The following is a 26,022-nucleotide window of genomic DNA, read 5'->3' as shown; positions in this document are numbered from 1 at the left end:
AAATCGCCAAGACCATAGACCTGTGGCACGAGCGCGCGCAGGCGGGCGCTGCTCCTGATTACCCGAACGATATACTGGCGGCCCAGAATATGCGGTTTGCGCACGTCGAGCGCGCGCAATCGCGCGCGCATCGCGGCGGCTACAGGCGCATCGACGCTCATGTTGGTCGTGAAGGCGTAAGTGTCGGCCAGACCGGCCTTGACCAGTTCTTGGACGTTTTCGATCTCGCCCGACAGGTCGCCCACCTTCAGTGCCTTGCCCGCCTCCGAGGTGTGCTTGCACTGAATTGTGCCAATGGAGGGCACATCCGATCCCGACGGTATGAGAAATACCGCATCCTGGCCGCCATCCTGCGCTTCCCGGAAAATCTCGACCGGACGGCCGAGCACGACCTCGCAGACCTGCGAGCAGAGATCCTGGAACGCACGCCAGCCAATCGTATGAAGCGCTAGGTCGCTCCACGGACCGTGCGCGTGGCGCTCTCGGGTCGACACAATCTCGCTCAAGACGTTGTCGACTTTCACGCGAAGGGGACCAGCGCTTGCGCCTGTGGCGGGTCCGGCAGATCCTCGTCGCGGAAAAAGCGCCACATCGCGCGAATCACGTTCTTCAACATTTCGCTCTCGCGACCGTGCTCCTTGGCGCGCAACAATGTCTGATAAACGACCTCCGGGATTTTCTGGGTGTCATTGCTCGGGTGTACGCCTAAGGGCTCGCAGGCAGCCGCAAGACACGCGGCGTGGATGTCCGGAGTGATATCCTCCTTGAGACGATGTTCGAGCGTTTTGCCGAAGTGCGCATAGCAATCGCTGACGAGGTCATCCGTAGGGGCGGCATTGAACACTTGGTCCGGCTTTGCGAGCTTGCTCAAGGCAAGATCGGTTGCAGGCGTGCGCTTGGCTTCGGGCAGATGTTGATCGCAGTCCCAGAGCAGGAACGTCGGAATGCCCAGCTCCCGAAAAATGACATAGGGACGGTCGAGGTTGGCCTTGCCCTCGGCCGAAAGGATGGCGATCCCGGCCGCCTCGAAATTGACGCCGAGCATCCGCGCGGTCGCTGTGAGCGCCGCTTTGTCGCTGCGCCCTTCAACTAGGATGACGCCATTTGCGAAGAATCCTTCGGCCAGTTCGGCTCCAAGGATATGGAGCCGCGGCATCAACGACTGTGCGCTGTACGAGCCGACGGGCTTATCCCAGCCGCGTTCGAGCTTTTGCGCCACGATACCGAGATCGAGGGCCTGCAAGCTGCACTGCTTGAAAGCGCTGTCGGCGCACGCCGAGCGGCGGGTGAGCCGTATCTCGTCGGCCTTGCCCATCGAAATGAACATCGGCGAGTGCGAGCCGAAGATGATCTGGGTATGCCCCTCGACGCCTGGAAGCGTGCCGCTGCTCAGCCCACGTAGCACCTCCGCGAAATGCCGCTGCTTGGTCGGATGCTGGTAAAGTTCGGGCTCCTCGATCGCGAGAATCAATGTTGGCGCATGGCCGACCACTGTTGGGCCGCCGCCGTCCGCATCCACCGCACCTGCATCGTCAGCTTCTGGGACCGCCGTGCGCGCCAGATGTTGCAGCAGCGTGAAGATGAAGGCGCGTTGCAGGCCGTGACCCTGCCTATCTACAGGGCCGCCGAAACCGTCGTCCTTGAGAAACACGTCCGCCATCGGCAACGGGACCGGCATCTCTCCGATCTCCCGCCAGTTCAGGGCGACCTCCGCATCCTGATACAGGCCTCGCAGGTCGGCGGTGAGCGTCCCCGCCAATGTTCCAAGCTCGGGCATGTTTTCCGCCGATACCAGGGCCTGATAGGCTTCCGTCATTTGTGCTTTGAACGCCTGGACGTCGGGTCGCTGCAAGATCTGGCTACGCACCAGCAACTCGAGCAGCTTTCCGATAACGCTTGCCTTGCCGTCGGCCGCGTCGACTGATGCATCTCGGACAGCCGGGATGAAAACGAAGCTTGTATGCCTCTGGAGCTTGCCGCGGCTGTTATTCTGAAAGCCGAAGAACTGTCCGTCATCAGGCAACAGAACCAATTGCGCAGGATGGGCTGCCTCCCAGCCCAGTAGTGCTTGGTCAACCGCGGCGGCGCTGCCGGCGTTGGGCAGATCCGCATAGAGCGGATCGTTCTCGCGAAGAGCATTGTAGGCCGCGCGTTTCGGCGCCGCGGCGGATTGCGATCGGATCGCGACGAAATCGGGGTTCTGAGGAACGACACCATGATAGCGACCGCTTGAGGCGCCACCATCGAAGATACGAGTGACGACCAGCTTGCCGTCGCGAACGCGGTCCTCGAACGACGCCGCTTCCTGATCACTCAGCTGGTGAAAGGTGAGTTCTATCTCGATCGGCTGCCCCTGATCGCGACCGAAGAAATCGTCGGCGTCGCAGATTTTTGACGTCGAATAAAATTTCTCGATTGCTTTCAGTATCGATGACTTGCCTGCACCGTTCCCGCCGATGAACGCGGTATGCGCGCCGAAGGCTACTTCGATATCTCGAAGCGATCTAAAGTTCTTGATGCGCGCGCGCTCGAGCTGCATTGCCCCCCATTATACCCGTTTCCTCGGTTTCGATTGGCCCGAAAGCAAGGGCAATTACAACCGTCCCGACAGGCATCCCGCCCGAGTTTGAACGAACGTCATGACGGTCATAATCGATCAAGGCGATTGTTACACGAACTATAATTTGCAATCTTTGCTACATGGCCCGTGCAACTTCCATCATATCAACCAGTGGAGCTGGCTTTTCTCTGGAGGCGCGCATCGCCGCGACTTATCTAGCCGCGATGCTCGCGCAGGCTAGCGGTCCGGGCGATGACTCCGCCTATGTCGTCCGGCGGGTGGAATTCCAGCGCACCGATCCCGCCGCCGGCTTCGACGACCTGCACCTGTTGCTCTCTCTGCCGACGGGTCGGGACGCGGTTTCCTATCTGCAGATCAAGCGCACACTGAGCGGCGCTCGCAGCGAGGAGGCATTTCGCCGGCCGGTCGCGGATGCGGCCCGACTGATCAAGGTCGGAGACCATGACGAGACACGCTTCAGAATCGTCGCGTCGGAGAGCGCGATCAGCCCGCGCGATGTCGACAGGGCACGCGACGCGGCGCGGCTGTCGAGCGACGCCGCCGACTTTTGGACGCGGTGGAACGCGCCGGGCGCATCTAGCCAGTCCGAACGCGAGTTCACCACGGCAGTCGAGTGGGTGATCGAGCAGGACGTCGGGGGAGCCGATCGCGAGCTCGCCTGGAAGGTGGTGTCGCGCATGAGCGTCAGCGTCGTCGACGCAGACCAGGCCGGCAGCCAGGCGAAGGCGCGCGCCGTCGACCAGCTCCAGGGAGCGCTCGCGTCGGGCGACCGGGGCGAGGCCGCCGACCTACATGACGCGCTGTGCGTGTTCGCGGAGGACGCCGCAAGGGTTGCGGGCGGCGTCGACAGGGCGAAGTTGATTGCCGAACTCGCCCCGCGCTTCCGCCTGCTGGCCGCGCCATCGGCGCGCGCAGACCTGGCTCGAATTCGGGACGACGGCGAGGCTGCGCTCGCGAGCATCCGCGACGACGTGGCGGGCGTCAGCCTCGCGCGTACCAGCCTCTGCGATCGGCTCGACGACGTCCTCCGGAATACGGCCGGGCTGCGCCTCGGCGGCGACGCCGGCACCGGCAAGTCGGCGGTCCTGCGCAGGCTCTCGGAACGGCAGCGCGCCAACGGCGCCGGACTACTCGTCCTCAAGCACGACCGGCTGACGGCGCGGACGTGGGCCGAACACGCGGCGAGCACGAACCTCCAGGCACCGCTAGCGCAGATCGTCGCCGAACTGACGGCAGGTGGCTCGGGAACGCTCGTCGTCGACGGCTACGACCGGATGGTCGAGGCGGGCCTCGGCGGGCTGATCCGTGAGGTCTGCGACGCGATCGAGGCGTCCCCGTGCGCGCCACTCTGGAGGTGCATCGTCTCGAGCCGCGACTCCGCCGGACCGGAGCCCGCGCTAGACCTGCCCCTGCTGAGGGACGCCACGCCGTGGACCGTCGGTGTCCCGGACGACGAGGACCTCGCCTTCCTCGCCGAGGCGTTCCCGCATCTCGGCGACCTGTTGTCACGACGCGGCTACGCCGACCTCAACCGTAACCTCTTCTTCATCGACCAGATGGCGCGCAACCCGTCTGTCGCAGGTGCATCCTCCGAACTGGACCTAATGCAGGCCTGGGCGCGACGTGGCGCGACCGAAACGCCGCGGCACCCGACTCGCGACGCGACGCTGCGCGCGCTGGGCGGGCAGCGGCTGCTGCGCCCCTTCGGTCCGCTGCCGAAGCCCGCCGACGAGGGCGCCATCGCGCTGCTGGCCTCGGAGCGAACCCTAAACGTCCCGGCCTACCGCGACGTCGTAACATTCGGACACGACATCTACGAAGACTGGACGGTTGCGCGCGCGTTGGACGCGCGGCGGAGCGAGATTCCTGCGATCCTGCTGGCGGCCGGGCAACCGCTGTCGTGGATGCGCGCGGTGCGCCTGGCCGCCGAGATCGCGCTCGAGACCGACGGTTCGGCTGGATGGAGGGCGCTCCACGACCTCCTCGGCGACGGGGCGCTTGATCCCGTGTGGCGGCGGATCGCGCTGACGGCACCACTCCACTCGCCGCGGGCGGCGATCCTGCTCGACGGGCTAGAGCCCACTCTCCTCGAGAACGACGGCCAGCTGCTCGCGGACCTCGTCGACACGCTGCTCGCGCTAGAGGTGCGGCCGCATCCAACAGTACTTAAGGCGCCCGAGTTCGACGGCATGGATCCCGCCCGCCGCCGCAGCGTCGCGCTGGCGGCGGCTGTCCCGCGGGTGACGCCGTGGCATGCCTTCCTGACTTGGTCCGTCGGGCGCTGGGCGACGTGGCCCAAGTCGCTCGTGCCGGCACTGACGCGCGCCACATTAACGTGGCTACGGCTACCCGGACGTGGGCGTGCGCTCGCTAGCCGACTCGTAACGCAGTGCGTGGCCTGGCTGCGCGAGCTGGACGCGATCAATGCGATGCCATTAGACGACTGGCAGGAGCGCAGCAGGCTGTTGCAGGCAATGGGCGCGGACCGGTCCGGCTCGGCCGACCCGGTGCGCGACCAGCTACGGCAGGTGGTCGCCAATGGCGCGGCGGACGCCACAGCGGAGGTCGACGCCTACCTTGCCACTCTCCTCGAAGGGGGCGGCAGGAGCGGAGCCGAGTTCGTTGACTCGCCGGGGCTCATCCCGTCCGTCCTCCCGGCGCGATTTGTCGACCTCGTCGTCTCAACCATGGTCATGCGCGGCGACCCGCATGGTCCGCTGGACTACGCGGTCGAGCAGTCTGACGGCATCCGGGACCAGGGACACTTCTTCCCGGCATCGCCCGTGCGCGCGGGATGCGACCTGCTGTTCGCCGCCGACGAGGACCAGGCTCTCCGGCTCCTGGAGGCGCTTAGCGCAGCCGCGGCTTCGGTGTGGCGCAGGCGGCAGGCGGGTCGCGGGCTGACCGCGCGTCCCCTAGTGATCGACCATGCTGACGGAACCGCCACGCTGTGGGGCGACCAGTACGTTTACAAGTGGGCGCGCGGCCTACTCGGCTCCCGCCTGCTCGGATCGCTGCTGCTCGCGGCGGACGACTGGTTCGCGGAACAGACCGAAGCTGGCCGCCCGCTCGACGAGTTGTGCGCGAAATTGCTCCGGCACAGCCATCTCGTCGCCTCAGCCAGCATCTGCGTCGCCGGAGCGATGTATGGTGGCCTGTCCAGCGCAAAGCTCCGCCATGCTCTTCCGCTGCTAGTCTCACCGAGGCTATGGGCCTACGACCTGCGCCAGTCGCTCGACGACACCTCGGGCACGGCGTTCCAGATCGGCTGGAGGCAGGGCGACGAGCACGCATACCGGGCCGCCGCCGCCACGCGGAACCGGAGGACGTCGCTTCTGCCGCTCGTTGAAGGTCTGGTGGCACCGCTGCACGTGGTCCGGGATGAGGCGCTGAAGGCGGACTTCGCGGCGGCCGTCGCCAGCTGGCGCGTAGATGACATGGCCGACTTCGACGAACAGCTGGCCAGCGAAGAAGACAAGGCGGAGCTAGCGGACGAGTTGGAGAACTGGCGCGCGAAGGCGGATCCGGCCAATTGGGAGGTCGAGCCCACCGCTGAGCTCGGCGTTTTCAGCGTGGGCTACGTGCCGCCTGGCCCGCTCAGCGAGCGCGCCGCCGAGGCAATCGAGCGCAAGCAGGAGATGGAAGAGGGCGCGCCGCTGCTGGACTGGGCATTCGGGCACGGCCGGGGCGGCACAACGCGCAAGGGCCAAAACTTCATGGACGCGCTGCCCGTCGCCAAGGCTATGGACGCGCCGGATCTGTTTGCGCACGCGCTCGACCTCCACCCAGGCTACGCGATCCGGGCGCAGGGCGTCGCCGCCGTCGCCGCGGCGCTCGCGACCCATGCGGCGCCCGAGGTCCTCGCTGGCGAGATCGACTGGGTGGTCTCGGTCCTCGGTCGGGCGGCGCTCGTCGACCACGCCTCCAGCGCTCTACACTACGAGGATTCCGCGCTCGACGACGACGCGGCGGCGTCGGCGGCCCGGGGGCTCGGCGCGCTCGCCATGCGCGGCCTGGCGGACGCGGACCACCTCCGCATCTGGCTCGGACTGGTCGCGAGCCCATTCCGCGACATCGCGAAGGCCGCGCTCGAACCCGCGGCTGCGTTTTGCCCGCTATCGCCCAGCGGCGCAGCAGCCGCGCTCTCGGTGAGCGCGACGTCGATGCTCTACGCTTGGGAGCCGTTCGGGCGCGACATCGAGGTCAACATGCGGACGGCCCGGGCGGCGCGGTGCCTCGACGCGATCGACGCCGCTGTGACCGCCAACGCGGAGGGCCGCATCGAGGCGCCGAGCTTCCCGAGACCGGTGACTGAACACTTTGTCGGTGGGGACGCAACCAACCCGTGCGCGGGCGAGCCGCAAAACCAGTTCGACCATTACCGCGCCTCGACCGTCTGGTCGCAGCTCGACGTCACGGCACTCTCGGCCGTCCCGCCGATCAAGGACGCGCTGCTCGGCTACTTTTCCGACGCGCTCGCCTGGTATGCGTCCTACATGGCTTTCCAAGACGCGCGCGGCTGGAGCAGTCCGGCGCGCCTCATGAAGTGGGAATCCGTCCTCGGCCGGCTGAGCGGCCGCCTGGCATCCCTCCTGCCGCCAGAGACCGCCGTCGAGCGGCTCGTGGAGCCTGCGGCGGCGATGGGCGACGCGAAGGCACGTAGCGACCTGCTGGCCGACCTGCTGGACGGGTTCGCGCACGCGATGGTCGAAGGCGACCTGCCGCTGGACGCCGGCTTCGAGACGGTTTGGCGAGCGGCGTCTGACGCGCTCTTCGAGACCGCCCGGAGCGAATGGAGCGGCCGATACGATCCGGACGAGACGCCGCTGTCGGCGGCTGCCTTTGCGCACTACGGCCTGCCCGTGTTCGAGCCGGGCTGGCGCCGTGCGGCCGAACTGACCACCCTGCTGGGCGATTGGGTCGCGGCCTGCGCACGCTACCGCTTTTCGGCCGGGCTGGTCTCCATCTTGGTCGCCCACGCCGGAGCGGCGTTTGCGCCGCAACCTGGCCTGGACTGGCTGGAGGCGATCATCGAAGCCCACCGGTCGACCACGCCCGAGGACTGGCGGTCGGAGGTCGGGCGACCGGCCGGTGAGCTGCTGGCGACGCTGTGGAGCCGCAGCACCCTCGAGCAGCGGCGCGCCGACGTCGTCCGGTTCCGGTCCGCCGCCGCCGTCCTCGCCGACCGGGGCGTGGCCGCGGCGACCGAGCTCCTGCCCGAGATCGCGGTGGTGCAGGCCAGTGGCTAGGCCGCCCGCGACCGGGCTAGGCCCCGCCTTCGACGGGCGCGCCGAGCAGGCGGTGTTCGACGAGCTGCAGGCGCTGTGCACTTCGCCGGGATACATACACGCGCTCGCCCGCATCGGCGTCCGCGACAACATGATCTCCTACGCCGGCGCGATGACGCCCGAGGTCATGTCGGCCTCCTACAGCCGCGAGCGTACGATCCGCACCGAATACACGACGCTCATCGGCCTCATGCTGAAGGGCGCGATCGACTTCGCGCAACCGTCGTCCGAAGACCTCGAGCGGATGATCGCGCGGTCATACGAGCTCCTGCAGGAACTGCACGACGCGCTGGGACGCCCCATGTGGCAGGCGATCGCCGACGGCTTCAGGCGCAGACAGGCGGGCGAGCAGGTAGACGAGGCCTCGATATTCACCGGTGGGACGGTGCTGCGCGAACCCATCTTTTACGGCGCGGAATCCGCCTACAGCTTTCAGTATGCCGAGCTCGCGCTGCGCAAGTACGGCGCGGACGACGGGTGGCTGCGGGCCCATCGCGGGTTCGGGATTCAGGACGCCCACGACGTCGTGGTCGCGGCCAAGGACCTCTGCAGCCGCAAGTTGGCCGAGACTCTGCCGGGGCCGGCGAAGCGCTCCAGCCACGACTGGTCGCCGCTGCCCGGCTACACCTTCTCAGCCGAGGAGGCGGCGGCCGCCGCCGGTGTCGGGACGGAGGTGGCGGCCGCGGTGCTCGACGCGTTCACCGCCCCGACCCCGCCCTGCAACGAGGGTTTCGCGACGCTCGGCGACTTCAACCTCGCCAGCGCGCAACCGCTGATCGCCACGCGGGACGGGGGCTACGTCTCTCTTCAGGCCTACGGGCTGCTCGAGGCGCTTTACGATTCCCCGTTCTACTGGATGGTAGCGGACCGCGCATACCGCGCCACCGCGTCCGCGCACCGCGGCGCCTTCACGGAGCAATTCGCGGCCGAGCGGCTGGCGTCGGTGTTCGGGGCGGGGAACGTCCACCGCGGCGTCACCGTCTTGCGCGGGTCGAGGACCGTCACCGACATCGACGTCCTGGTTACCTTCGCCGACCGGGCTGTCGTACTGCAATGCAAGTCCAAGCGGCTGACCCTCGAGGCAAGGCGGGGCAACGACCTCCAGCTCCGCGACGACTTCAAGAAGTCGGTCGAGGACGCCTACGAACAGGCGCTCGTCAGCGCCGACGCGCTCAGGGAGGCCGGGCTGAGGTTCGAACTGGCGGACGGTACCGAGCTGCGAATCGCGACGCCCCGCATGATCTACCCGGTCTGCGTGGTTGCCGACCATTATCCGGCGCTGACCGTGCAGGCCCGCCAGTTCCTCAAGCCCAGGATCGACGAGGTCATCCGGCCGCCACTGCCCACCGACGTGTTCATGGTGGACGTCCTGGCCGAGATGCTCGACACCCCGCTCCGGTTCTTGAGCTTCCTCGACCGCAGGGTCGGGATGGCGGACCGGGTTACGATGACCAACGAGTATGCGGTCCTCGGCTACCACCTGTCGAACAACCTCTGGCTAGACTCCGGCTACTCGCTGGGCATGATCGACGACAGTTGCGCCATCGACCTGGACACCGCGATGACGGTGCGCCGCGAGGGGCTTGTCGGCCGCCGCACCCCCGCAGGCTTTCTGGACCGCTTCGGCACCACGCTCACCGGGCGCATCCTCAGGAACATCGAGCAGAGCGACGATCCGTCGCTGATCGAACTGGGCATGATGCTCCTCACGCTGAGCGGCGACACGCTAACCGACCTCGACGCGGGACTGGCGCAGATGGCCGCCCGCACCCGCGCCGACGGCCTGAGGCACGACTTCACCCTCATCTTCGACGGCACGTCGGCCGGTCTGACCGTCCACTGCAACCCGGCGCCGAACCGCGAGGCACTAGACGCGTTGCGTCGACACTGCGAGCGGCGCAAATACATGCAACGTGCCAAGCAGTGGCACGGGCTCCTAATCCGTCAGGACGACGGCATGCCAAAGGCGGGTATGGAGCTACGCGGCAAGTGGACGTTCGACGCCGCCCTCGACGCCGACGCACGGGCTTATGCTGAGAAGGCCCACGCGAACCCGGGTCGAAAGCGGCTGGCCGGCGCACCCGCGCGCAAGGTGGGGCGGAACGAGCCCTGCCCGTGCGGAAGCGGCCTCAAGTACAAAAAGTGCTGCCTGCCCTAGCCGAGACGCGGTTGAAGACCACAGCGGCCGAGATGAGGCAGCTTCCCGACAGCCCGCGTCGTAGCGATCCAGAGGCAGCTCTTGTCAAAAGCAGACGTTCGCGGTTGTTGATCCGAAAGACCGGGTCTGGTCGCGAGCCGCCCATCTGGGCATTTTGCCGCGGTCGCCTCGATCTCGGCCATTCCCTCGTCTGAACTCGGTTCCCGGAACCCGTCCTCCATTCAGGGACAGCGAAGCGACACAATGGGCCATTAGCGGCGCAAACGAAATTGATGCAACATTATCGGCAGCTTTATGCGCTATGAATCATTTATAACCAGCAAATTAAATTGCTCGATAGCAAGCGTCCGCGTCTTTCTGTATTCATGCACCCAAAGGAATGAAGCATGAACCAGACCGTCAACGTCCATAGCGTTCCATCCTATGACGAGTTGGTCGCGCGAAATGGCATAACGATTTTGCAAGCACCGGGGGATCTAACGATACGCGATGGCGATATCGCAATGACCCGCTGGGGCGATCTCATGCTCAACGACGAGAAATACTCCGCGGTGGTCCGCTTCGTTCAATTCTGGCAATACAATTTCCCGACGTTACGAACGCTGTTCGACATGGTCGTCGCTTCCCAAGCCGAGGAAGAGCAGGCCCAATCGGAAATGGACAGCTTGGGGAGCACCGCGTGGCATCCGGACAAAGGACTGTTGGGCGGCCTCGATCTAGCGGCGTTGCACGCAATCAACGAACGGATCGGGGCAATTCAGGAGTCTCGCGGTGTACTCGCTGGGACTATCATCCTCGTTATCGGCAGGGCGGCGGCCACTTTGAGAAACGATCTCGGTGCCACGATGGATGAATGGAGAGCGGTCGGGCCGTTGATGCACGGTCGCAGTGTGGGCGAGGCATTTGAGGCGGCGGGCAATAATTTTCGCCACGCTGATGAGTGGCTGGTCGCTAAGACGCCGAACAATCAGCAACTCAAGTCGGTCTCGGTATTGTCCGATATTCTGCAAGAGCCGCTTCCCGCCAACGGCAGCATTCGCACCTTTGCGCGGGATATCAGCGTCGATATCCTAGACGCCCTGAGCCACCGAGATTTCGTAAAGCTCGAGACAGCGGTTTTCGCCTTCATCAATGGGCTCATCGCGCGGGTGCAGTCGCGATCGGGTTGCCCCTGAACCAAATCGAGAATTTATCGCCGCAACCCTATTGCCGATAATTTTGCATCGGATTCTGGCCGACGCTTCAGACCAGTCGGAACAGCCAGATAGTTTACGCCTCTATAGTTGCCTTTCAACGGTCGAGATTCTATTCCTGAAAGCGGCCCTTCGTTCAGTGTGTCAAAAACTGCCGGGACGTGCCCGCCAAAGTCTCGCCGCAAGGTCTGAAACTATTGTCGAGTGCCTAATTGCACTGCGCCAAAAACGCCGGCACAAGTCAAAGCGAGGTCAATACCTACCACCCGCCGCGGCTTCATCCAGCGTCTCCGTCACAATACTATCGACGACTGCGGAAACGCGGCTGCGCAGGCGCGCGCGTTTGGCCTCCAGTTCGGCCGTTCGATCCCGCGCGACGAAGAAATCCCACGAACAGCCGGCGAAGGCATCGTTGAGCGAGGCCAGATCCACTTCCGCTCCGCCACGCGATCCAGTCAACAGACGGTTCGACGTCAACGGCATGGCCACAATCTCCGTTTCGTCGAGGTCGGCCAGCATCAGGGGATGTGTTTCACCGTTCCGACCGAAGGCCACCGACACGCAGTCCGGGAGCACCAAGACGACGTCTGTGTGACGGATGCGCCATTCCAGAGCACCGAGCTTTTCGATGCGCAGCGGCGGAGCGAGCGATTGGGAGAGGCTCTTGCGCTGGGAACTCGCCGCCACCTTCGGGAGGTCGTTCATCATTGCCTCGAACGTCGCCGCGATCTGCGCCGACATTTCGTCGTGGAACGAGGAAAATCCGTCCTTGGCGGCAGCGAAGAATATCGCGGTGAAGGTCGCTTCCGTCATTCCAACGAGCGAGAAGATCGGTCCGTATTGAATCCATGCCTTGGCGATCTGATCCGCGAAAGCGCCTGTGGGCCGTTCGCCGTTCAAGCCGAGCATTCCCCTAGCAGTGCTTTCGTCGGCGAACATGTCGGCCATACCGCTGAAGAGCTGGGTCGCACCTCCCGTGACAGACTTGCGGAAATGATCATTGCGCACCGCCAGATGCGTGACGAATTCTGCCGCCGCCCGGTCATCAACGCGCTCTCCGTCTTTGAGATTTCGGAGTTTCGAGAGGATTTTCGGGAAAGCCTGCTCGTAGTCCGTGATCTCATCATCGAGGGTCTTGCTGACTGCTTCCACGGCGAGTTCCGAGTAGAAGTTCCGCTCGGCGCCGATGCCGTCGGTCGCCGGCGTGAAGATGCCGCGTTCGTGCGTGTAGGCGACCACGTAGGTGCGGTTGCCCTTTTGAAAGCCGAAGCCGATCAAAAGGCTTTGCGGAATGAAGTGCTGCTTCTTGCCTGACATGCATCACGTCTAGCGATTTTGGGTGGCCTGTCGCAATTGCCGGTTGCGCGGCGCTCGCGTGACAATCGACGCGCTCGCCGGATGGGTCCAAGTTTCAGGGGGTGGACGGGAAGCGCTTCTAGTCCGTAATAGTCTCATGCAGTTCATTCCGAACGGTCCATCAATTCCCGACGAGTTGCTCGTGGCGCGCGATGCCGGCGACGTCATCTTCTTCTGCGGCGCGGGCGTTTCTCAGCATGAGGCCGGCCTCCCCAATTTCGAGCGTCTTGGCCGCAACGTCATCGATATTCTCGGCGCCGCTCAGGACAGCCCGGCGCGGTCGCTCCTGACCAAGGCGCTGGAGACGGGCCGCATGGCCGGCGTCGGTGGCCTGCTCGCGACCGATCGGGTTTTCGGCCTGCTTGAACGCGAATTCGAGGTTGCCGATGTCCGCGCCGCCGTGGCCGAAGCCATCACGCCCGCGCCAGGCGCGGGCCTCGGGGCACACCGCACCCTGTTGACCCTCGCGACGTCCCGGGCCGGCGTGACGCGACTCGTCACCACTAATTTCGATCTGCTGTTCGAAGCCTGCAAACCGGACCTGCCTCACTCCGGGCCGCCAAGGTTGCCCGATCCCCGTAGCGATCTCGAGTTTAGGGGCATCGTGCATCTCCATGGCCGCGTTGACCCTGGCTACCGGCAACCGGCCGATGAGGAGTTCGTCGTCTCCAGCGCCGATTTCGGGCGTGCTTATCTGTCCGACGGCTGGGCAACCCGCTTCATACAGTCGCTTCTATCCCGGTTCCAAATCGTCTTTGTCGGCTACACCGCCGAAGATCCGCCGGTCCAATATCTGCTGGAAGCACTCAACCTGCAGGCAGGCACCCGCAAGCGCCTCTACGCCTTCCAGGATGGCGAGAGCGAAGCCGCCAAGGCCTTGTGGGAACACAAGGGCGTCCAGGCGATCCCGTTCGACAGCAGCAAGGGCTTCGGTCCACTCTGGGATACACTTGCCGCGTGGGCGGATCGGGCCAGCAATATCGACGCTTGGTATGACGGCCTCCTCGCTAAGGCGCAGGACGGCCCTATGGCGCTTGATCCGCATGTCCGCGCGCAGATCGCCGAGATCATGTCGACCAGCGAAGGCGCGCGTCGGTTCGCGACCGCTCATACGCCGCTCGACGCACGCTGGCTGCTCGCCTTCGACCCGGAGCACCGTTTCGCCACGCCCGACAAGATCGAGCCCCATGTCGATGAATCGCCGGAATTCGATCCGCTCAGTGCACTCGGCTTGGCATCCGATCCACCACTCGATCCCGACGCGGGCGAAGATTTCCAGCGCAATCGCAAGGTGCCGCCCGAGGCCCTTGATGTCTTCGCGTTCAATCGCGCCGATACCGATGACACGCCGGAGGGGACGCTTGCTGGCTTGCGGGGCGGCTCGGCGCGCGAACTTGCCCCGCTGCCGTCCCGTCTAAACAGCCTGGGCATTTGGCTCCAACGGATCGCGCATCAGCCCATCGCCTTGTGGTGGGCCGGTCACCAGACGGCTCTCCATCCCGATGTTACGCGCAGTATCGAATCCTGGCTGCGGCAGGACCCGGACCGGTTCCCCGAGGCAATCCGCAGCCAGTGGCGCTGGTACTTCGCGGCCCGGGCAGACACGCGGCCTGACCCGGACATGGCGCGCTACGACATCGAGGCGCGAAGCCGGCAGGAGGGATGGTCACCTTCCCTGGTCCGGACCTATGTCGACCTCTTCAAGCCGCAGATCACTGCGACCAAGGCGTATGGCGTGCGACACCCCCTTTTCTGGGAAGAACCGCCCGAGAAGCTCGTACATCTCGATGTCGAATATCCCCGCCCGCACGACGCGTTGGAGGTGCCCGACGCCCAGCTTGCCGAGGCGATTGCGCATTTGCGCGGGCATCTCGAACTGGGGGTTTCGCTCGAACGGGAGCTTAGCGGGGACGACTATGTTCATTTTGAACATACGCGCCCCGATGATGGCGGACCGCCACTCGGCATGGGCGAGTTCGGCATTCGCGGGCCGATCGCGCTGTTCATGGAATGGGTGGCCCGCCTCAACGTACTGGACCCGGCGGCGGCACGCGCCGAGTTCCAGCGATGGTCAACCAATGATCCCTATGTCTTCGCGCGCCTGCGCGTCTGGGCCGCGGCCACCGGGATCGTCGACCCGGATGATGGCGCGTCGGTCCTGCTCGCTCTGTCGGACGAGCTCTTCTGGTCGACGCATCACCAGCGCGATCTGCTGTTTGCTATCCGGGACCTCTGGCCGAACCTGTCGGCAGAATCGCGTGCCGCCATTGAGCAGCGGCTTCTCACCACGACCTATCCGTGGAGCGACGAGGTCTGCGGCGGGTCGAGCCGGGCGGAAGCCCGCTACCGGCTGAGCCGCCTGCACTGGCTTGTCTCGCAGGGCGTGACGTTCCGGTTCGACGTCGAGGCCGAAATGGCAAAGCTGCGCCCGCTAGATCCAGAGTGGACCTCGGCCATCGGTGATCACACCGCGGACTCGCACGCGCCCGAAGTCTATACGATCGAGACTGACACCACGCCGGACGCCATCCTCGAGACGCCGATCCCCGAAATCCTTGCCGCCGCCCGGGAAGCGGGTGGTCGGGAAGACTTCTTCTCCCATGTCGAGCGGGCGCCGTTTCGCGGTCTGGCGGAAGCCCGGCCGCTGCGGGCGCTGGCGGCGCTTGTGCATGTCGCAAAGTCTGGAGAAGCATCGCTCTCCGCCTGGTCGGGCTTTCTCTATGCCGAAGCGCGGCTCAAGGACTCGGTGCGCATGATCGCGCTGATCGCCGGCCGCTTACGGCAACTCCCGCTGCCGCTGCTCAACACCATCGTCTACCCCGTCTCGGACTGGATGCAGCGGATTGGTCACCGGCTCTATGGCGATGCGGCAGCCGTGCTGCCTGCGCTGTGGGAGCGCGTCGTCGAAGCACTCGCGATTGTCGGTGACCATCGCCCACATCGCCCCGATCAAAGTTGGGCCGACGATGCGCTGAACGCACCCACCGGCCGGCTCGCGCGTCTCCTCCTCGATGATCCGATGACGCAGGATCGCATCGTCGGCGGGGGCTTCCCCGAGGCCTGGACCAATCGCGCCGACCATCTCCTGGCGTTGCCCGGCGATCGTCGCCGGCACGCCCTGGTAATGCTCGGCGCACACTATAACTGGTTGTTCAACGTCGATCCTGCCTGGACCGAACGCGCGATCCTACCCGCGATTGGCGACGAGGGCGCAGACGGCGCCGCGGTCTGGGACGGTATCTTCTGGACCGCGCGGTTCCCGTCACGCGACCTGTTCGCTCGCATCAAGCCCGGCCTGATTGCGCGCGCCCGGCAGACTTCCGCCCGCCGCAAGAACAATGAGGTCATCGCCGGCATGTTGCTAGGCGGCTGGGGCGGCGAAGCGGACGCCGCCGAACCCGAGCGGCTATTGAGCGATGTCGAACTGCGCGAGGTGCTGATCCACGCCGACGACAAACTGCGCGGCCAGTTCCTCTGGCATCTCGGCCACTGGTCGAACAATGTTCAGACCCGCTGGCCCGAGCGACTGATTCCGTTTTTGCGCACCGTCTGGCCCAAGCAGCGGGCGCTGCGAAATCCTGCCGTCTCCGCGCGGCTGGTCGACCTTGCGCTGGGAAGCGGGGATCAGATGCCCGCAGTGGTCGAAGCCATCTTGCCGCGGTTGGTGCCGGCCCGGTCGACCTCGATGCACATGATGCTCTTCACCAGCAATGGCAGCCCGCACCCGGCCTATCGCTACCCGGCGGCACTTCTCGATCTCCTCTGGGCGGTGCTCGGCGACGACGCGCAGCAATGGCCCTACAGGATCGAGGACGTTCTCGCCCGCCTCGGCGAAGATCCAGTCGTTGGATCGGACCCGCGCCTTGCTGAACTCAGGCGGCGACGTCAGCGCTGACCCGCGCGACTCGGGCTTTCCGAAACGACGCACCTTGTCGTATCGGCCGTTCAATCTGGTCCCCGACGAGGAGGAATTGATGCGCATCCGCCGCCACGACTTTCATTGAGGGGAGAGCTCAGGCAGGGCGCTTCAGGCCACGGCGAGCTGTGCGAAATATCGCAACCTCAACTGTTCCGCACGGTCAGGTCGATCCCGACCACCGCGATGTCGTCGATAGCCGGAAACGCGCTGGAAATCTGCGACCAGCGTGCTTGGAGGGCTTTGAGCAGACCGCCGAAATCGACGGATTGGTTGGTGCTCGGCAGCTCCCAGCGCTGCTTCTCGCCACGGTAGACGAGGACGAAAAGCCCGCGGCTCGAACGCGTGTCGCGCAGGTAATCCCCGCAAAGCTGGTTCTCGAGCCGCTCGAACAGCTGGGGACCGGTCCACTTGTCGGCAAGCTTGAGTTCGCCCGGGACGGGTGCGTCGAACCCCATGCCGTGAATGCGCAGGTCGATGCGTTTGGCGTCGGCGAGCTCTTCCTCCTGCGGAATATGAAAGCGGCCGTTGGCGCTCTGGCGCAGCCAGTCGCCGATATATTTGCGCATGTCGGTCTCGAGGGTCGCGCCCTTGACGAGAATGCCGGCAATGCTGCTGTCGCCATGCTCGAGATTGTCCTTCAAGTCGAGCAAGCGCAGGTGGGCGAACTCGAACAGCTCGCGGTGATTGCGGGGCGTACGTTCGAGATTGCCCTGGAAGTCGAGCGTCTGGGTGATCGACCACGGCTCGCTGTCGGCGTCGAGCTGCGCCTTGGCTTTCGCATGGTGCTGCATCCAGGGGCGCGAGGACGGCTCCGGATGCAGGTGTCCCAGCTCAACCAGGGCCAGATAGGCTTCCTTTCCTGGAATTTCCTTGAGGAGCGCGAAGAGCTGGTTGCGGGCATCCTGCGCATCGTCCCTGAGACCTGGCGAATAGACCCCGCCGCCTGCGCGCTGGATATCCTCTTTCTCGCGGATGTAGCGATGCATGAGCGCGTAGAGGCTCTTCAAGTGCCCGGGGCTGCGGAAGGCATCGTCGTTCACCGCATCGGTCCGCCGCCCACCCAGAAGATAGGAAACGAACAGCATGGCGAACCGTGTTTGGTTGGCCGGCGATCGGATGGCGGCGAGGCGCTGCGTAAGTGCGGGTATCGCGGCGCCGGGCTCGATCCCGGTCCACACCGCGAACCACCGCGCGGCATGGTCGAGGCGGCGATCGGCGCTTCGCGTCTGCGCCAAGCGGGCCAGGTCAAGCCTTTGGACCTGCGCGCCGTGGACAATATTCAGCATGTAACCGAGATTTTTCATGTTCTTGGGCTCGCGAGCCTGGAGCCGCGCGAAAATGCCCGCGCCGATCTCCGGCCAGGCCCATTGGCCGCTCCAGCTGAGGTCGGAGAGGACATAGTGGCTTTCGACCTTGCTGGTCTCGATGCGCAAGTCGCGGTCCACTTCGCGCAGGAGCAGGCGGCTGAGCAATTCAGGATGGAGGGCAAAGAGTTCGGGCAGCCAATCGGGAAAGCCATTCAACTCGTCCATCGCATAGCGAAAGGCGGTGTCGATCTCGGCATCGCCGAGCGTGGACGCCCAATCCGACGTTTCCCGCGCTTCGATATTGAGCCCCGTGAGCCCGAAGATCACGGCGAACGGAGTCTGGTTGCCGGCCTTGCCCTCTGAGCGCAGCTTTGGCCTGTAGCGACGCCAATAGGCGACGACTCCGTCGCGAAAGGCCTTGGCCGCCTCGGCGCCGAACTCCGTTTCCAAGACCTGCCAATTGCCGACCGTCCATTGGTTGGACTGCGGGTCGAGCTCGCGCATCCGCTCGTGCAGGTGATATTGGAACCCGAAGATGTCGGTCGGCTTCTTCAGGCCTTCGCCGCGCAGCTTCGCGATATTCAGCGCCACCTCCGCCTTGAACTTCTGCTCGCGCCTAGCTTCGGCCGCTTCACGCCGTCTCTGGCTGCGGCGGTACTTCGCGTTCTCGCGGCGCCAATCCATTTGCTCGTCGGTCGGCGGCGCGGGATGGAGATGGCCGTCCAGCGCCGCGCGCAAAACGGGGGTGGTGTTAACCGCCGACTGAAGCCGGCGAAGCCATGCTTTGGGCCGCTTGGATTGGACATAGAGGCTGAAGGCGGCGGACAGGGCGACCAGGCGATCGTCACGCAGAGGCCGCAGGGCGATGTCGGCGAGAAGTCGCTCGAAATCCTCAGGCGTGAACAGCCAGTAGGAGGCAAAGTTCGCGACCTGCCAATATTGCGTGACCCGCTCCTTGAGCTTCCTGTTCCGGTAGCGGCGCGCCTGCGCGGTGTCGTGCCAAAACAATCGGTGATTGAGGTCCGGCCAGGCCGGGACTAGGCTCGCGAAGTCGACGCGGATCTCGCGCGCGTCCCACTCGCGGTAATAGTGCGCCGCGGGAAGCTTCTGGATGATCGACAGCGTCGGCGTCTCCAGCGCCGCCGGATGCCGGGCGGCGACCAATCTTTCGGTCGCCTGCGCCGCGCTTTTCATGAGCCAACCGAACCGCTGCGAAATTTCGCAGTGGCGGCGCGCGACGACCGGGCGCTTGGCGATATAGCCGTCGAGTCCCGTCACGAGCACGGGCAGCTCCTCGAGGCCGAGTGCTTGCACGAAGGCTTCGAGCGCGCTGCCGAGGCCATCGACCCGATTGCGCTCGCGGGGCGGCAGCTTGCCGATACAAGCAAGCACCCAATCGACCGACGATGCGGTCGGCGGCAGTCCGGTGAGCAGTTCGGCGAACCATTCGCGATTGAGCGTGGCGGCCTCTGTCAGGAAGGATTGGCGAATAGCGGCCATGTCCTCCGGGGAGCCCACAGCGCGAACGGCCCGGAAGGCCGCGATGCGCGCGTAGCGATCGAGCTTCGGATTGGAGGCAGCGGCCTTCGCCTCCGGCAGAGCATCGACCAGTTCGCCTTGCCAGATCATGCGCTGGAGGAACCACTGGAGCTGCGAATTCCCCGCATATTTCGCAATCAGCGTCTTGATGTCGCCGACAAGATCTTTGTCGGCGAACCGTTGGATCGCCCGCAAGTCGCCGGTCGGCCCGCGGGTGACGTCGGTGTCGATTTTCGCGCAGACCTCGACGAGGATCGCCCGGCGCGTTTCTAGCGGAAGCGCTTTGGGCTCGCCGCCTTCGAAGATGAGCTCGGGCGATAGGGCAAGGGCGCGTTCGCGGATCTTGCTGTCGAGGAGGATCAGCCACACCAGCACCGGCCGCATGGTCGGCACGATCACCTCGTGACCATATTGCTCGCGAAACAGCAGCGCTTCGACCTTGCGCCTCGACGCCGCGCGGTCGAGTAGGCTCTGCAGCCACTCCGCCGTCAGATATTCGCGGACTGTGCGGTGGTGGAAGCGCACCGTCTGGTAGATCGCCTCATCGAAGATTGGCCTGGTGAGCAAGGCCGCGCATTTCTTGCTGTCCCACCCGGGCAGCACTTCGGAGACGGCGATGCCCGCCGTGGTTTCCGTTCCGTCGGGCACCCGGATGGTTGCTTCCTGCGCCATCGTCGCTGCCGCCGCGACCGTGCGCGCGCCCTGTTCGGCGTCGTCGCGGGAAAGCGGCATGGCCTCGTCGCGGGCCTGATCGCGCTCCAAGAGCCGGCGCGCAATGCTGGCCTGCATCAGCTCCAGGCGATTGCCGATGCTCTGGTGCTTGTCCCAATAGGCGACGAGCTCGCTCAGATCGTCGGGCCGAGCCGCCATAGACCAGGCGTCGGCGCGCTCGATCGCGTCCAGGAAGGGCTCCGGGTCGGCGATCCCGCGCACCCGGGCGAAACGTTCGACTTGAGAACGGCTGAGATCGTCGAGCGCCACGATCGTGAACGCGTTCGCGTGCTTGTCCGGCGCGGCCTCCTCCTGCGCGGCCCCGGTGCCTTCGGTGATAGCGTTCGATTCTTTGGCCGGCGGGAGGTAGCGGAGATGCTGCTGGCAGAGCTTGAGGTCGGTGACCGGCCGCCAGGCGGAGCCGCGGCTGGTGAGCACGACGTGCGTGCGCTGAAGCGCGGCCGAGATGCGCAGGGCGATCTTGCGCACCGCCGTCTCGAAGTCCTTCGGTTCGCGCAGCCGCGCTTCGTCGACGGAATCGAGGAACAGCCATCCCTCGTCCTGCGATGACAGCCATTGCTTGAACTCGGCGAGACTTCCCTCCTCGAACGCGATCTCGAAATCGTCGGCGACATGCTCGAGGCGCAGGAAAAAGGCGTGCTCACCGCCCGAGCGAAGCGAGCGGGCTGCCTGGCGGATTTCCTCGGTCTTGCCCGAACCCGCCTCGGACAGGATCACCGAACGCCAGCGCGCGGTGAGATCTTGCCATGTCAGGCCCTTGCCGAAGGTCAGCCGCTGATAATCGAACTCGTCGCTGTCCCCGCTTTTTAAGGATAGCTCGTGGAAGGTTCGGTCCAGGGCGATGTAGCTGTCGGTCAAGGCGTGCTCGTGTCGTCGAAATCCGCAGAATGGACTGCGAGCAATAGCACTCGGCGCATGAAATCAGAACGGGAACAAAGGTGCGGAATCCACAGGTGGTTTCGCTCCGGTAAGGAGAGGCCTGCGTCCCTCCCAGGATCACTACGGTGCAAGCACGCATGCAGGCTTGTCGCGCTCACACGTTTGGTGGACAGGTCTGACGTGGCCGAATGGTAGACGCAGCGGACACAAAATCCGCCTGGAATTCCAGTGCGGGTCGAGCCCCGCCGTCCGCACTTTGCGCCGTGGGCGAGACACGTAAGTGTCTTGTCATTAGGCCGGCGTGCCCAATGGCGAGCCGTGCTCCGGCCATTCCATGAGCTTCGCGTCGCCCTTTTTCGCCAGAAAGGCCTGCATCTCTTCCGAAACGGGAGACTCGACCCAGAAGTCGCCGAAACGCGCACGGAAGACTGACCAACGCCGGGATAGGACGCCCGATCGCCGATGCTTGGGCGAGACCCAGACCCATTGCAGGCCCCAGAAGCCAGGCCTGTCCTCGGGGTCGCGCCAACGAAACGAAATCGCGCCCTGGATGCGGCCTTCCTCGTCGCTCATTAGAAAGCCATGGACGTGCGGATCGTCGTCGCCGTCGGGACCGCCCCACTGCACGAAATCATAGCGTTCCTCGCGCTTGAAGGCGCGCGCCCGCTCGTACATCTCGAAATGCTTCCAGGCGGGCGAGGCGGCAGTCACCAGTTCGGGCTCGGCTTCGGATCCTTGCGCCGCAATCATCTTGGCCAGCTGCTGCGGGTCCAGCGCATGCATGCGCCGCTTGTGCTCGCGGCGATGGGCCGCGCTGGAATCGGGATCACCGCGGTACCAGGTCTGGCCGCAATCGGGGCATCTGGTTTCGACTGGCTCGCCCGTCTTGCGGTGCTTGGGGCCTTTGACCTCTAGCCGAAGGACCGCGCCGTCCGGCCCCAGCCAGGCTTCGTAGCGGCGGCCGCTCGCAAGCTTGCCTTTGAGCAGCTTGCCGCGGTGCCACATATCCTCGGCGACGAGCGTGACGCTCTGGCGGTCTTTCATCTTGGGTGCCCAAAAGACCGTGAGTTCGGCGTTGGTGACACGCTTCTGCTCGGCGATCGCCGGGCGTATCCGTTCGATGAGAGGCCAGGGATCGAACGCGAAGCCCAGCGTCTCGAGATCGAGCAGGAATGCCGCGGCATCGGCAGAGGCGAGCGTGGCGCCGCCGACCGCGCCGACCGATCGCATGCGCGGGCGATCATAGGTCGTCACCCAGCGGTAGCCCAATGCTTCGGACAGGGCCTTGAGGTCGAAGCCCGTGCGAAAGCCGCGCGTGCGTGGCTCGCAGGCGTAAGCTAGATCGTCGAGCTCGAATTCGTGCAGCCAGCCCTCGTCTGCGATCCGCTTCAGGATGGCCCTGGCCGAAAAGCTGCTGCGCATCGGCGGGGCTTCCTGGAGAGCCTGCCAAATCGCCTTGAGCTGGGCGGGGTCGATACGGTTCATCGGAGCGTCTCCCTTACCAGGAGTGTGCCACAGGCGCCGAGCCCAAGGCGCATGTTATTAATCGTTGGCGGACACCGCCTTACGATTTTTTCAGCCGCACAGGTCTTTCGGCGGCCGTAGACGCGCGAGGGACAGCAGCCGCACGGCCACAGCCTTGAGCGCGGCCCATCCGCGCCACAAACCTTAGATAAGGGCGATGAACAGTCCCCGCCTGGGTCGAACAAATGCCGAGATCGAAGGCGCTATAGCTGCTCACGTCGAGATCGCGCACTTCGAGCTTTAAGCCCGGAGCCGTCAGGCTGCGCGGTCAATATGCGGAATACGCCCAACCTAGCGGACGTCACGGCGCACGTGAACGAGAGGCGGCTTTCGCTAGCTTGCGCACCCGAAGCGGACTTTCGGGAACGTCCCCAACAACTGCCTTTGGGCTCATGTGCCAAAGAGTTTAGCAAGGGTAATCTGGGGCAGACTCCCGTGCTAAGCGCAAACCGGAGCAGGACAGCCGCTATGAAGCGGAATGGACTTGAACTGCCGCAGACTCGACTCCCGTCTGCCCCCTGCCACGATCTGCGATCGCCATCGCGGCCATGAGGTCATCTACAAGGCGATCTTCCGCCGCAATCCTGACCGCAATTGTACCGGAGGCGAGCGCGTCGCGCTGCTCATCGCTGATTTCCGCGACGACCGCCGTCAGCAAAGCCCGCAGCAGGATGGGATGGATGCTCATAGCCGAGCTCCTTCGCGGGCATCGGCAATCAGCCGCTTCAGGCTCTCGAAGGGGATAAGCGTCATGCCGCCGACCTTGACGATCTCGATGCTGCCGTCGGTAATGAGTTCGTAGAGCTTCGAACGGCCGATGCCGGTGAGGCGGCACGCCTCGGGAATTCGGACCGTCAGCGGATCTGTTCTGTAGGGCTCGGGCTTTGCCTGTTGGGACGGGCTGCTCATGGCTCGTTCTCCTCGCTGTTGGATGGGGCGGCATTGGCCTTCACGTTGGCCTTTCGCGCAGCCAATTCGCCCGCCGTCCGGACGAACTGGTCATAGTGGCGCTGGCCCCGGCGCTGGGTCTCGGCATCGAAGGCGGGATGGTGCGCGGTCAGCGTCAGCTGGTGTCGCACGAATAGGCCCAGCACTTCGGTCAGGTAATCGAGCCGCTGCTCTAGCCGTTCGACGGCGCGCACCTGCCTGGCCAGCGCCTTGCCGAATTGTGCGCCTATCTGTTCATCGTCGGCTCGCTGGAACCACGTGCCGAGCGCCTTGCTCAGGATAGTCGTCTTCGTTTCGCCCGGCTCAGCTGCCATGGCATCAAGCCGCGCCGAGAGATGGTCGGGCAAGTAGAACTGGTGGCGGGTTTTGCGGGTCTGCATGCTGGCGATGATGCGCAGTCCATGGACTTGGCAACAGAGCCTCTCCGGTGTCCCCGGCGTGCTTTGGTTGTTCACCCGATCTGCGGCCCCGAACGTTGCCGCCCAAAGGTCCAGTCAATGCCGCCGCCGCGCTCGATGGTCCCGGTGACCTGGCGGCCCAACTGCTTCTCCAGAACCGGACGCCATGGGACCAGCGTGAACTCGCGTGACTTGGCGATCACGGCGAACTTTTCGCCGCCTATGGCAATGGCGCGCTGATAGGTGCCCTCGACATGGTTGCCCTGCACGGGCGTGAACTCCAACCCAAGCTCCTGCGCGAGCTGGGCTGCGACGCGGTTCAGTTCGCGCTGGCGAAGCGTCGCCAGCAAGTTGGCCCGATAGCGGATCGTATCCCCTTCTTGCGCCGCCAAGCCCTGTTCGATCAGCCATTGCCGCCGCTGCTGCAGCGACTGGCCGATCGTGGTGCCGATGCGTCCCTGCAGACGCTCGGGGTTGGTCGCGACGCATTGGCGGTCAAGCCAGGTCTCGCCATCGTGATGGATCAGCTGTTCGAGCGGCCGGTCGGTCAGCATCGCGATGGTGACCGGGCGCCGGAGTGCTTGCCGCTCTTCATGGCGCAGCACTTCGCTGAGGTAATCCGGGCCGACCGTCCATGTGCCATTGGGCTCGCGCTGCACTTCCGCGCCATCGCGGCGCAGGGCTTCGAGACGGCGCACGTGGGCCTGGGCAAAGCGATCGGTAGCGGAAGGGTCATGCGCCAGGTGAAGGTCCACGCTGTAACGCCCGCCGTTCGCGCCGGCGACTTCGGCGATGACCCTGTCGGCCGTCCGCACCTCCACCGGTGTCGGAGATACCCGGACCAGCCGATCCTTCATCGCCCCATCCGCCAGATCGTGCCCGAGATCAACGAAATGCGTGCGCCCATCGGTCGCCTCGACGATCAGGTAATGGCGATCGCCATGCTCGTCGGCGAGCCCCCGGTCGAGCACGCGCCCGACGAGGACTTGGCGCTCGGCCGGGGCATAGACCGCATAGTCCTGCGGCAACACCTCGGGATGGCTGCGCAGCCGCTCGTGCATCGTGGCGATGATGTCGCCCCGCTTGCCCATGGCGCGCAGCGTGGCTTCCAAGTCGTCATCGAGGCGGTAGCGGCCTTTGCCTTCCTTCTCCGCCAGACCCATCGCCTGCAGCGTGCCCAGGCGCGCCGCACGCAAGGCCTGCTCGGCCGGGTCGGCATGCCAGGCCGAAGCCAGCCCCTGTCCGTCGAGATCGCGCAGCAGGCGGCGGTCGATGCTGGTGAAGCGCTCCTGCGTCACTTCGCGGGCGTTGGCGGTGGCGATCTCCTGCTCGGTCCGAGGCCCAAGATCGCGGCTGACGATCTCCGCAGCGCGCGCGGCGATGCCTTGGCTGATGTAGTCGCGGGCGATGATCAGGTTCCTGCCGTTCTCGTCGACGCCACGCACGACGATGTGGGTATGGGGATGGCCGGTGTTGAAGTGATCCACCGCCACCCATTCGAGGCGGGTGCCAAGGTCCTTTTCCATCTGCTTCATCAGCCGCCGCGTCACCGGCTTGAGGTCCGCATATTGCTCCCCGTCCTCGGGTGCGACGATGAAGCGGAACTGGTGGCGGTCACCAGCGCCGCGCTCGAGGAAGGCCTTGCCGTCGGCGTGGTCGCTGTCAGGGCCATAGAGCGTGCCGCGCTCACCTTCGCGCGTGGTGCCATCGCGCTGCAGGTAGGCGAGGTGCGCACTTGCCGCTTTCAGCCCCTTACCGGCAAGCTTCACAAAGCGGGCTTTCACCACCACCCGACGGACACCCGCGCCGCCGTGACGCGGCGCACCGGCAACCATCCGTCCGGCAGCGGTACCTCGCCCGGTCCGGGCGCCGGTGAAGCGGGGCTTGGTCTGCCCCTTCGCCAGGCGTGAACCACCAGCCTGGTTGACCGCCCGGCGCAGGTCATGGCGCATGGGCCGTTCCTTGCCGATATGACCCAGCCATACCTCGAACCTGTCGTCCATTGCCGCTTCCTCGATGCTGGAATTCCTGCCGGAACCCGCAATCAGGGGTGGCGCGCGCGAGGCTGCAAGGGCCTCCACGCCTGTCTCGCGGCAAGTGCCTGCAGGGAAACGGTTTCTTGGGCATGCATCTCGCAACCGGAGGCGGTCGGATGGCGCAAGTCCAGCCTATCTCCAAACAAAACGACGTGCAGACAATG

Annotated in this window: 13 protein-coding genes; 5 read left to right on the top strand and 8 right to left on the bottom strand. The window is 65.2% G+C overall.

Annotation, left to right across the window (positions count from 1 at the left end; translation table 11 throughout):
* Positions 1-89: 89 nt before the first annotated feature.
* Positions 90-452, top strand: coding sequence for a hypothetical protein (locus R9J51_RS07125; protein ID WP_218843555.1), 363 nt, complete (start codon positions 90-92; stop codon positions 450-452).
* Between the two features lie 68 nt (positions 453-520).
* On the opposite strand, the gene R9J51_RS07120 is transcribed toward R9J51_RS07125, so the two are convergent.
* Positions 521-2,539, bottom strand: a complete 2,019-nt coding sequence (locus R9J51_RS07120) for an ATP-dependent endonuclease (RefSeq protein ID WP_179506259.1) — start codon at positions 2,537-2,539, stop codon at positions 521-523.
* A gap of 161 nt (positions 2,540-2,700) precedes the next feature.
* Between R9J51_RS07120 and R9J51_RS07115 the strand changes: the two genes are divergently transcribed.
* The 3 genes from R9J51_RS07115 to R9J51_RS07105 all read left to right on the top strand — a co-directional run bounded on the left by R9J51_RS07115 (position 2,701) and on the right by R9J51_RS07105 (position 11,202).
* Positions 2,701-7,830: a hypothetical protein gene (locus tag R9J51_RS07115; protein WP_179506258.1), complete on the top strand. Its 5,130-nt coding sequence runs from the start codon at positions 2,701-2,703 to the stop codon at positions 7,828-7,830.
* Between the two features lie 52 nt (positions 7,831-7,882).
* Positions 7,883-10,027, top strand: a complete 2,145-nt coding sequence (locus tag R9J51_RS07110; RefSeq protein ID WP_432787915.1) for an SEC-C metal-binding domain-containing protein — start codon at positions 7,883-7,885, stop codon at positions 10,025-10,027.
* A gap of 386 nt (positions 10,028-10,413) precedes the next feature.
* Positions 10,414-11,202, top strand: coding sequence for a hypothetical protein (locus R9J51_RS07105; RefSeq protein WP_179506256.1), 789 nt, complete (start codon positions 10,414-10,416; stop codon positions 11,200-11,202).
* 270 nt (positions 11,203-11,472) lie between these two features.
* Here R9J51_RS07105 and R9J51_RS07100 read toward each other — a convergent pair whose 3' ends face one another.
* Entirely contained in the window at positions 11,473-12,537 is a 1,065-nt protein-coding gene (locus tag R9J51_RS07100; protein ID WP_169041872.1) for a DUF4238 domain-containing protein, read from the bottom strand.
* Between the two features lie 136 nt (positions 12,538-12,673).
* On the opposite strand from R9J51_RS07100, the gene R9J51_RS07095 reads away from it, so the two are divergent.
* Positions 12,674-16,471 carry an SIR2 family protein gene (locus R9J51_RS07095; RefSeq protein ID WP_179506255.1) on the top strand — a complete coding sequence of 1,266 codons (3,798 nt, stop codon included), beginning with the start codon at positions 12,674-12,676 and terminating at the stop codon, positions 16,469-16,471.
* A 167-nt stretch (positions 16,472-16,638) separates the two neighbouring features.
* On the opposite strand, the gene R9J51_RS07090 is transcribed toward R9J51_RS07095, so the two are convergent.
* The 6 genes from R9J51_RS07090 to rlxS form a co-directional block, all read right to left on the bottom strand.
* On the bottom strand, positions 16,639-20,931 hold the full coding sequence (locus R9J51_RS07090) for a hypothetical protein (RefSeq protein ID WP_179506254.1): 4,293 nt from the start codon (positions 20,929-20,931) through the stop codon (positions 16,639-16,641).
* A gap of 312 nt (positions 20,932-21,243) precedes the next feature.
* Entirely contained in the window at positions 21,244-22,437 is a 1,194-nt protein-coding gene (locus tag R9J51_RS07085) for a GNAT family N-acetyltransferase (protein ID WP_169041869.1), read from the bottom strand.
* 505 nt (positions 22,438-22,942) lie between these two features.
* A complete protein-coding gene (locus R9J51_RS07080; RefSeq protein ID WP_179506253.1) occupies positions 22,943-23,164 on the bottom strand; it encodes a hypothetical protein in 222 nt (73 codons plus the stop codon).
* Entirely contained in the window at positions 23,161-23,385 is a 225-nt protein-coding gene (locus R9J51_RS07075) for a helix-turn-helix domain-containing protein (protein ID WP_179506252.1), read from the bottom strand. The genes R9J51_RS07080 and R9J51_RS07075 overlap by 4 nt, the downstream gene beginning before the upstream one ends.
* Positions 23,382-23,804 carry a CopG family transcriptional regulator gene (locus R9J51_RS07070; protein ID WP_432787914.1) on the bottom strand — a complete coding sequence of 141 codons (423 nt, stop codon included), beginning with the start codon at positions 23,802-23,804 and terminating at the stop codon, positions 23,382-23,384. The genes R9J51_RS07075 and R9J51_RS07070 overlap by 4 nt, the downstream gene beginning before the upstream one ends.
* A gap of 71 nt (positions 23,805-23,875) precedes the next feature.
* Entirely contained in the window at positions 23,876-25,825 is a 1,950-nt protein-coding gene (gene rlxS, locus R9J51_RS07065) for a relaxase/mobilization nuclease RlxS (RefSeq protein ID WP_179506251.1), read from the bottom strand.
* Between the last annotated feature and the right edge of the window lie 197 nt (positions 25,826-26,022).

It is taken from the genome of Novosphingobium rhizosphaerae (genome assembly GCF_050920675.1).
In the GTDB taxonomy this organism is placed as follows: Bacteria; Pseudomonadota; Alphaproteobacteria; order Sphingomonadales; family Sphingomonadaceae; genus Novosphingobium; species Novosphingobium rhizosphaerae.
Note: the sequence above shows the minus strand (reverse complement) of the source record. Positions and strands in the feature narration are given on the sequence as shown.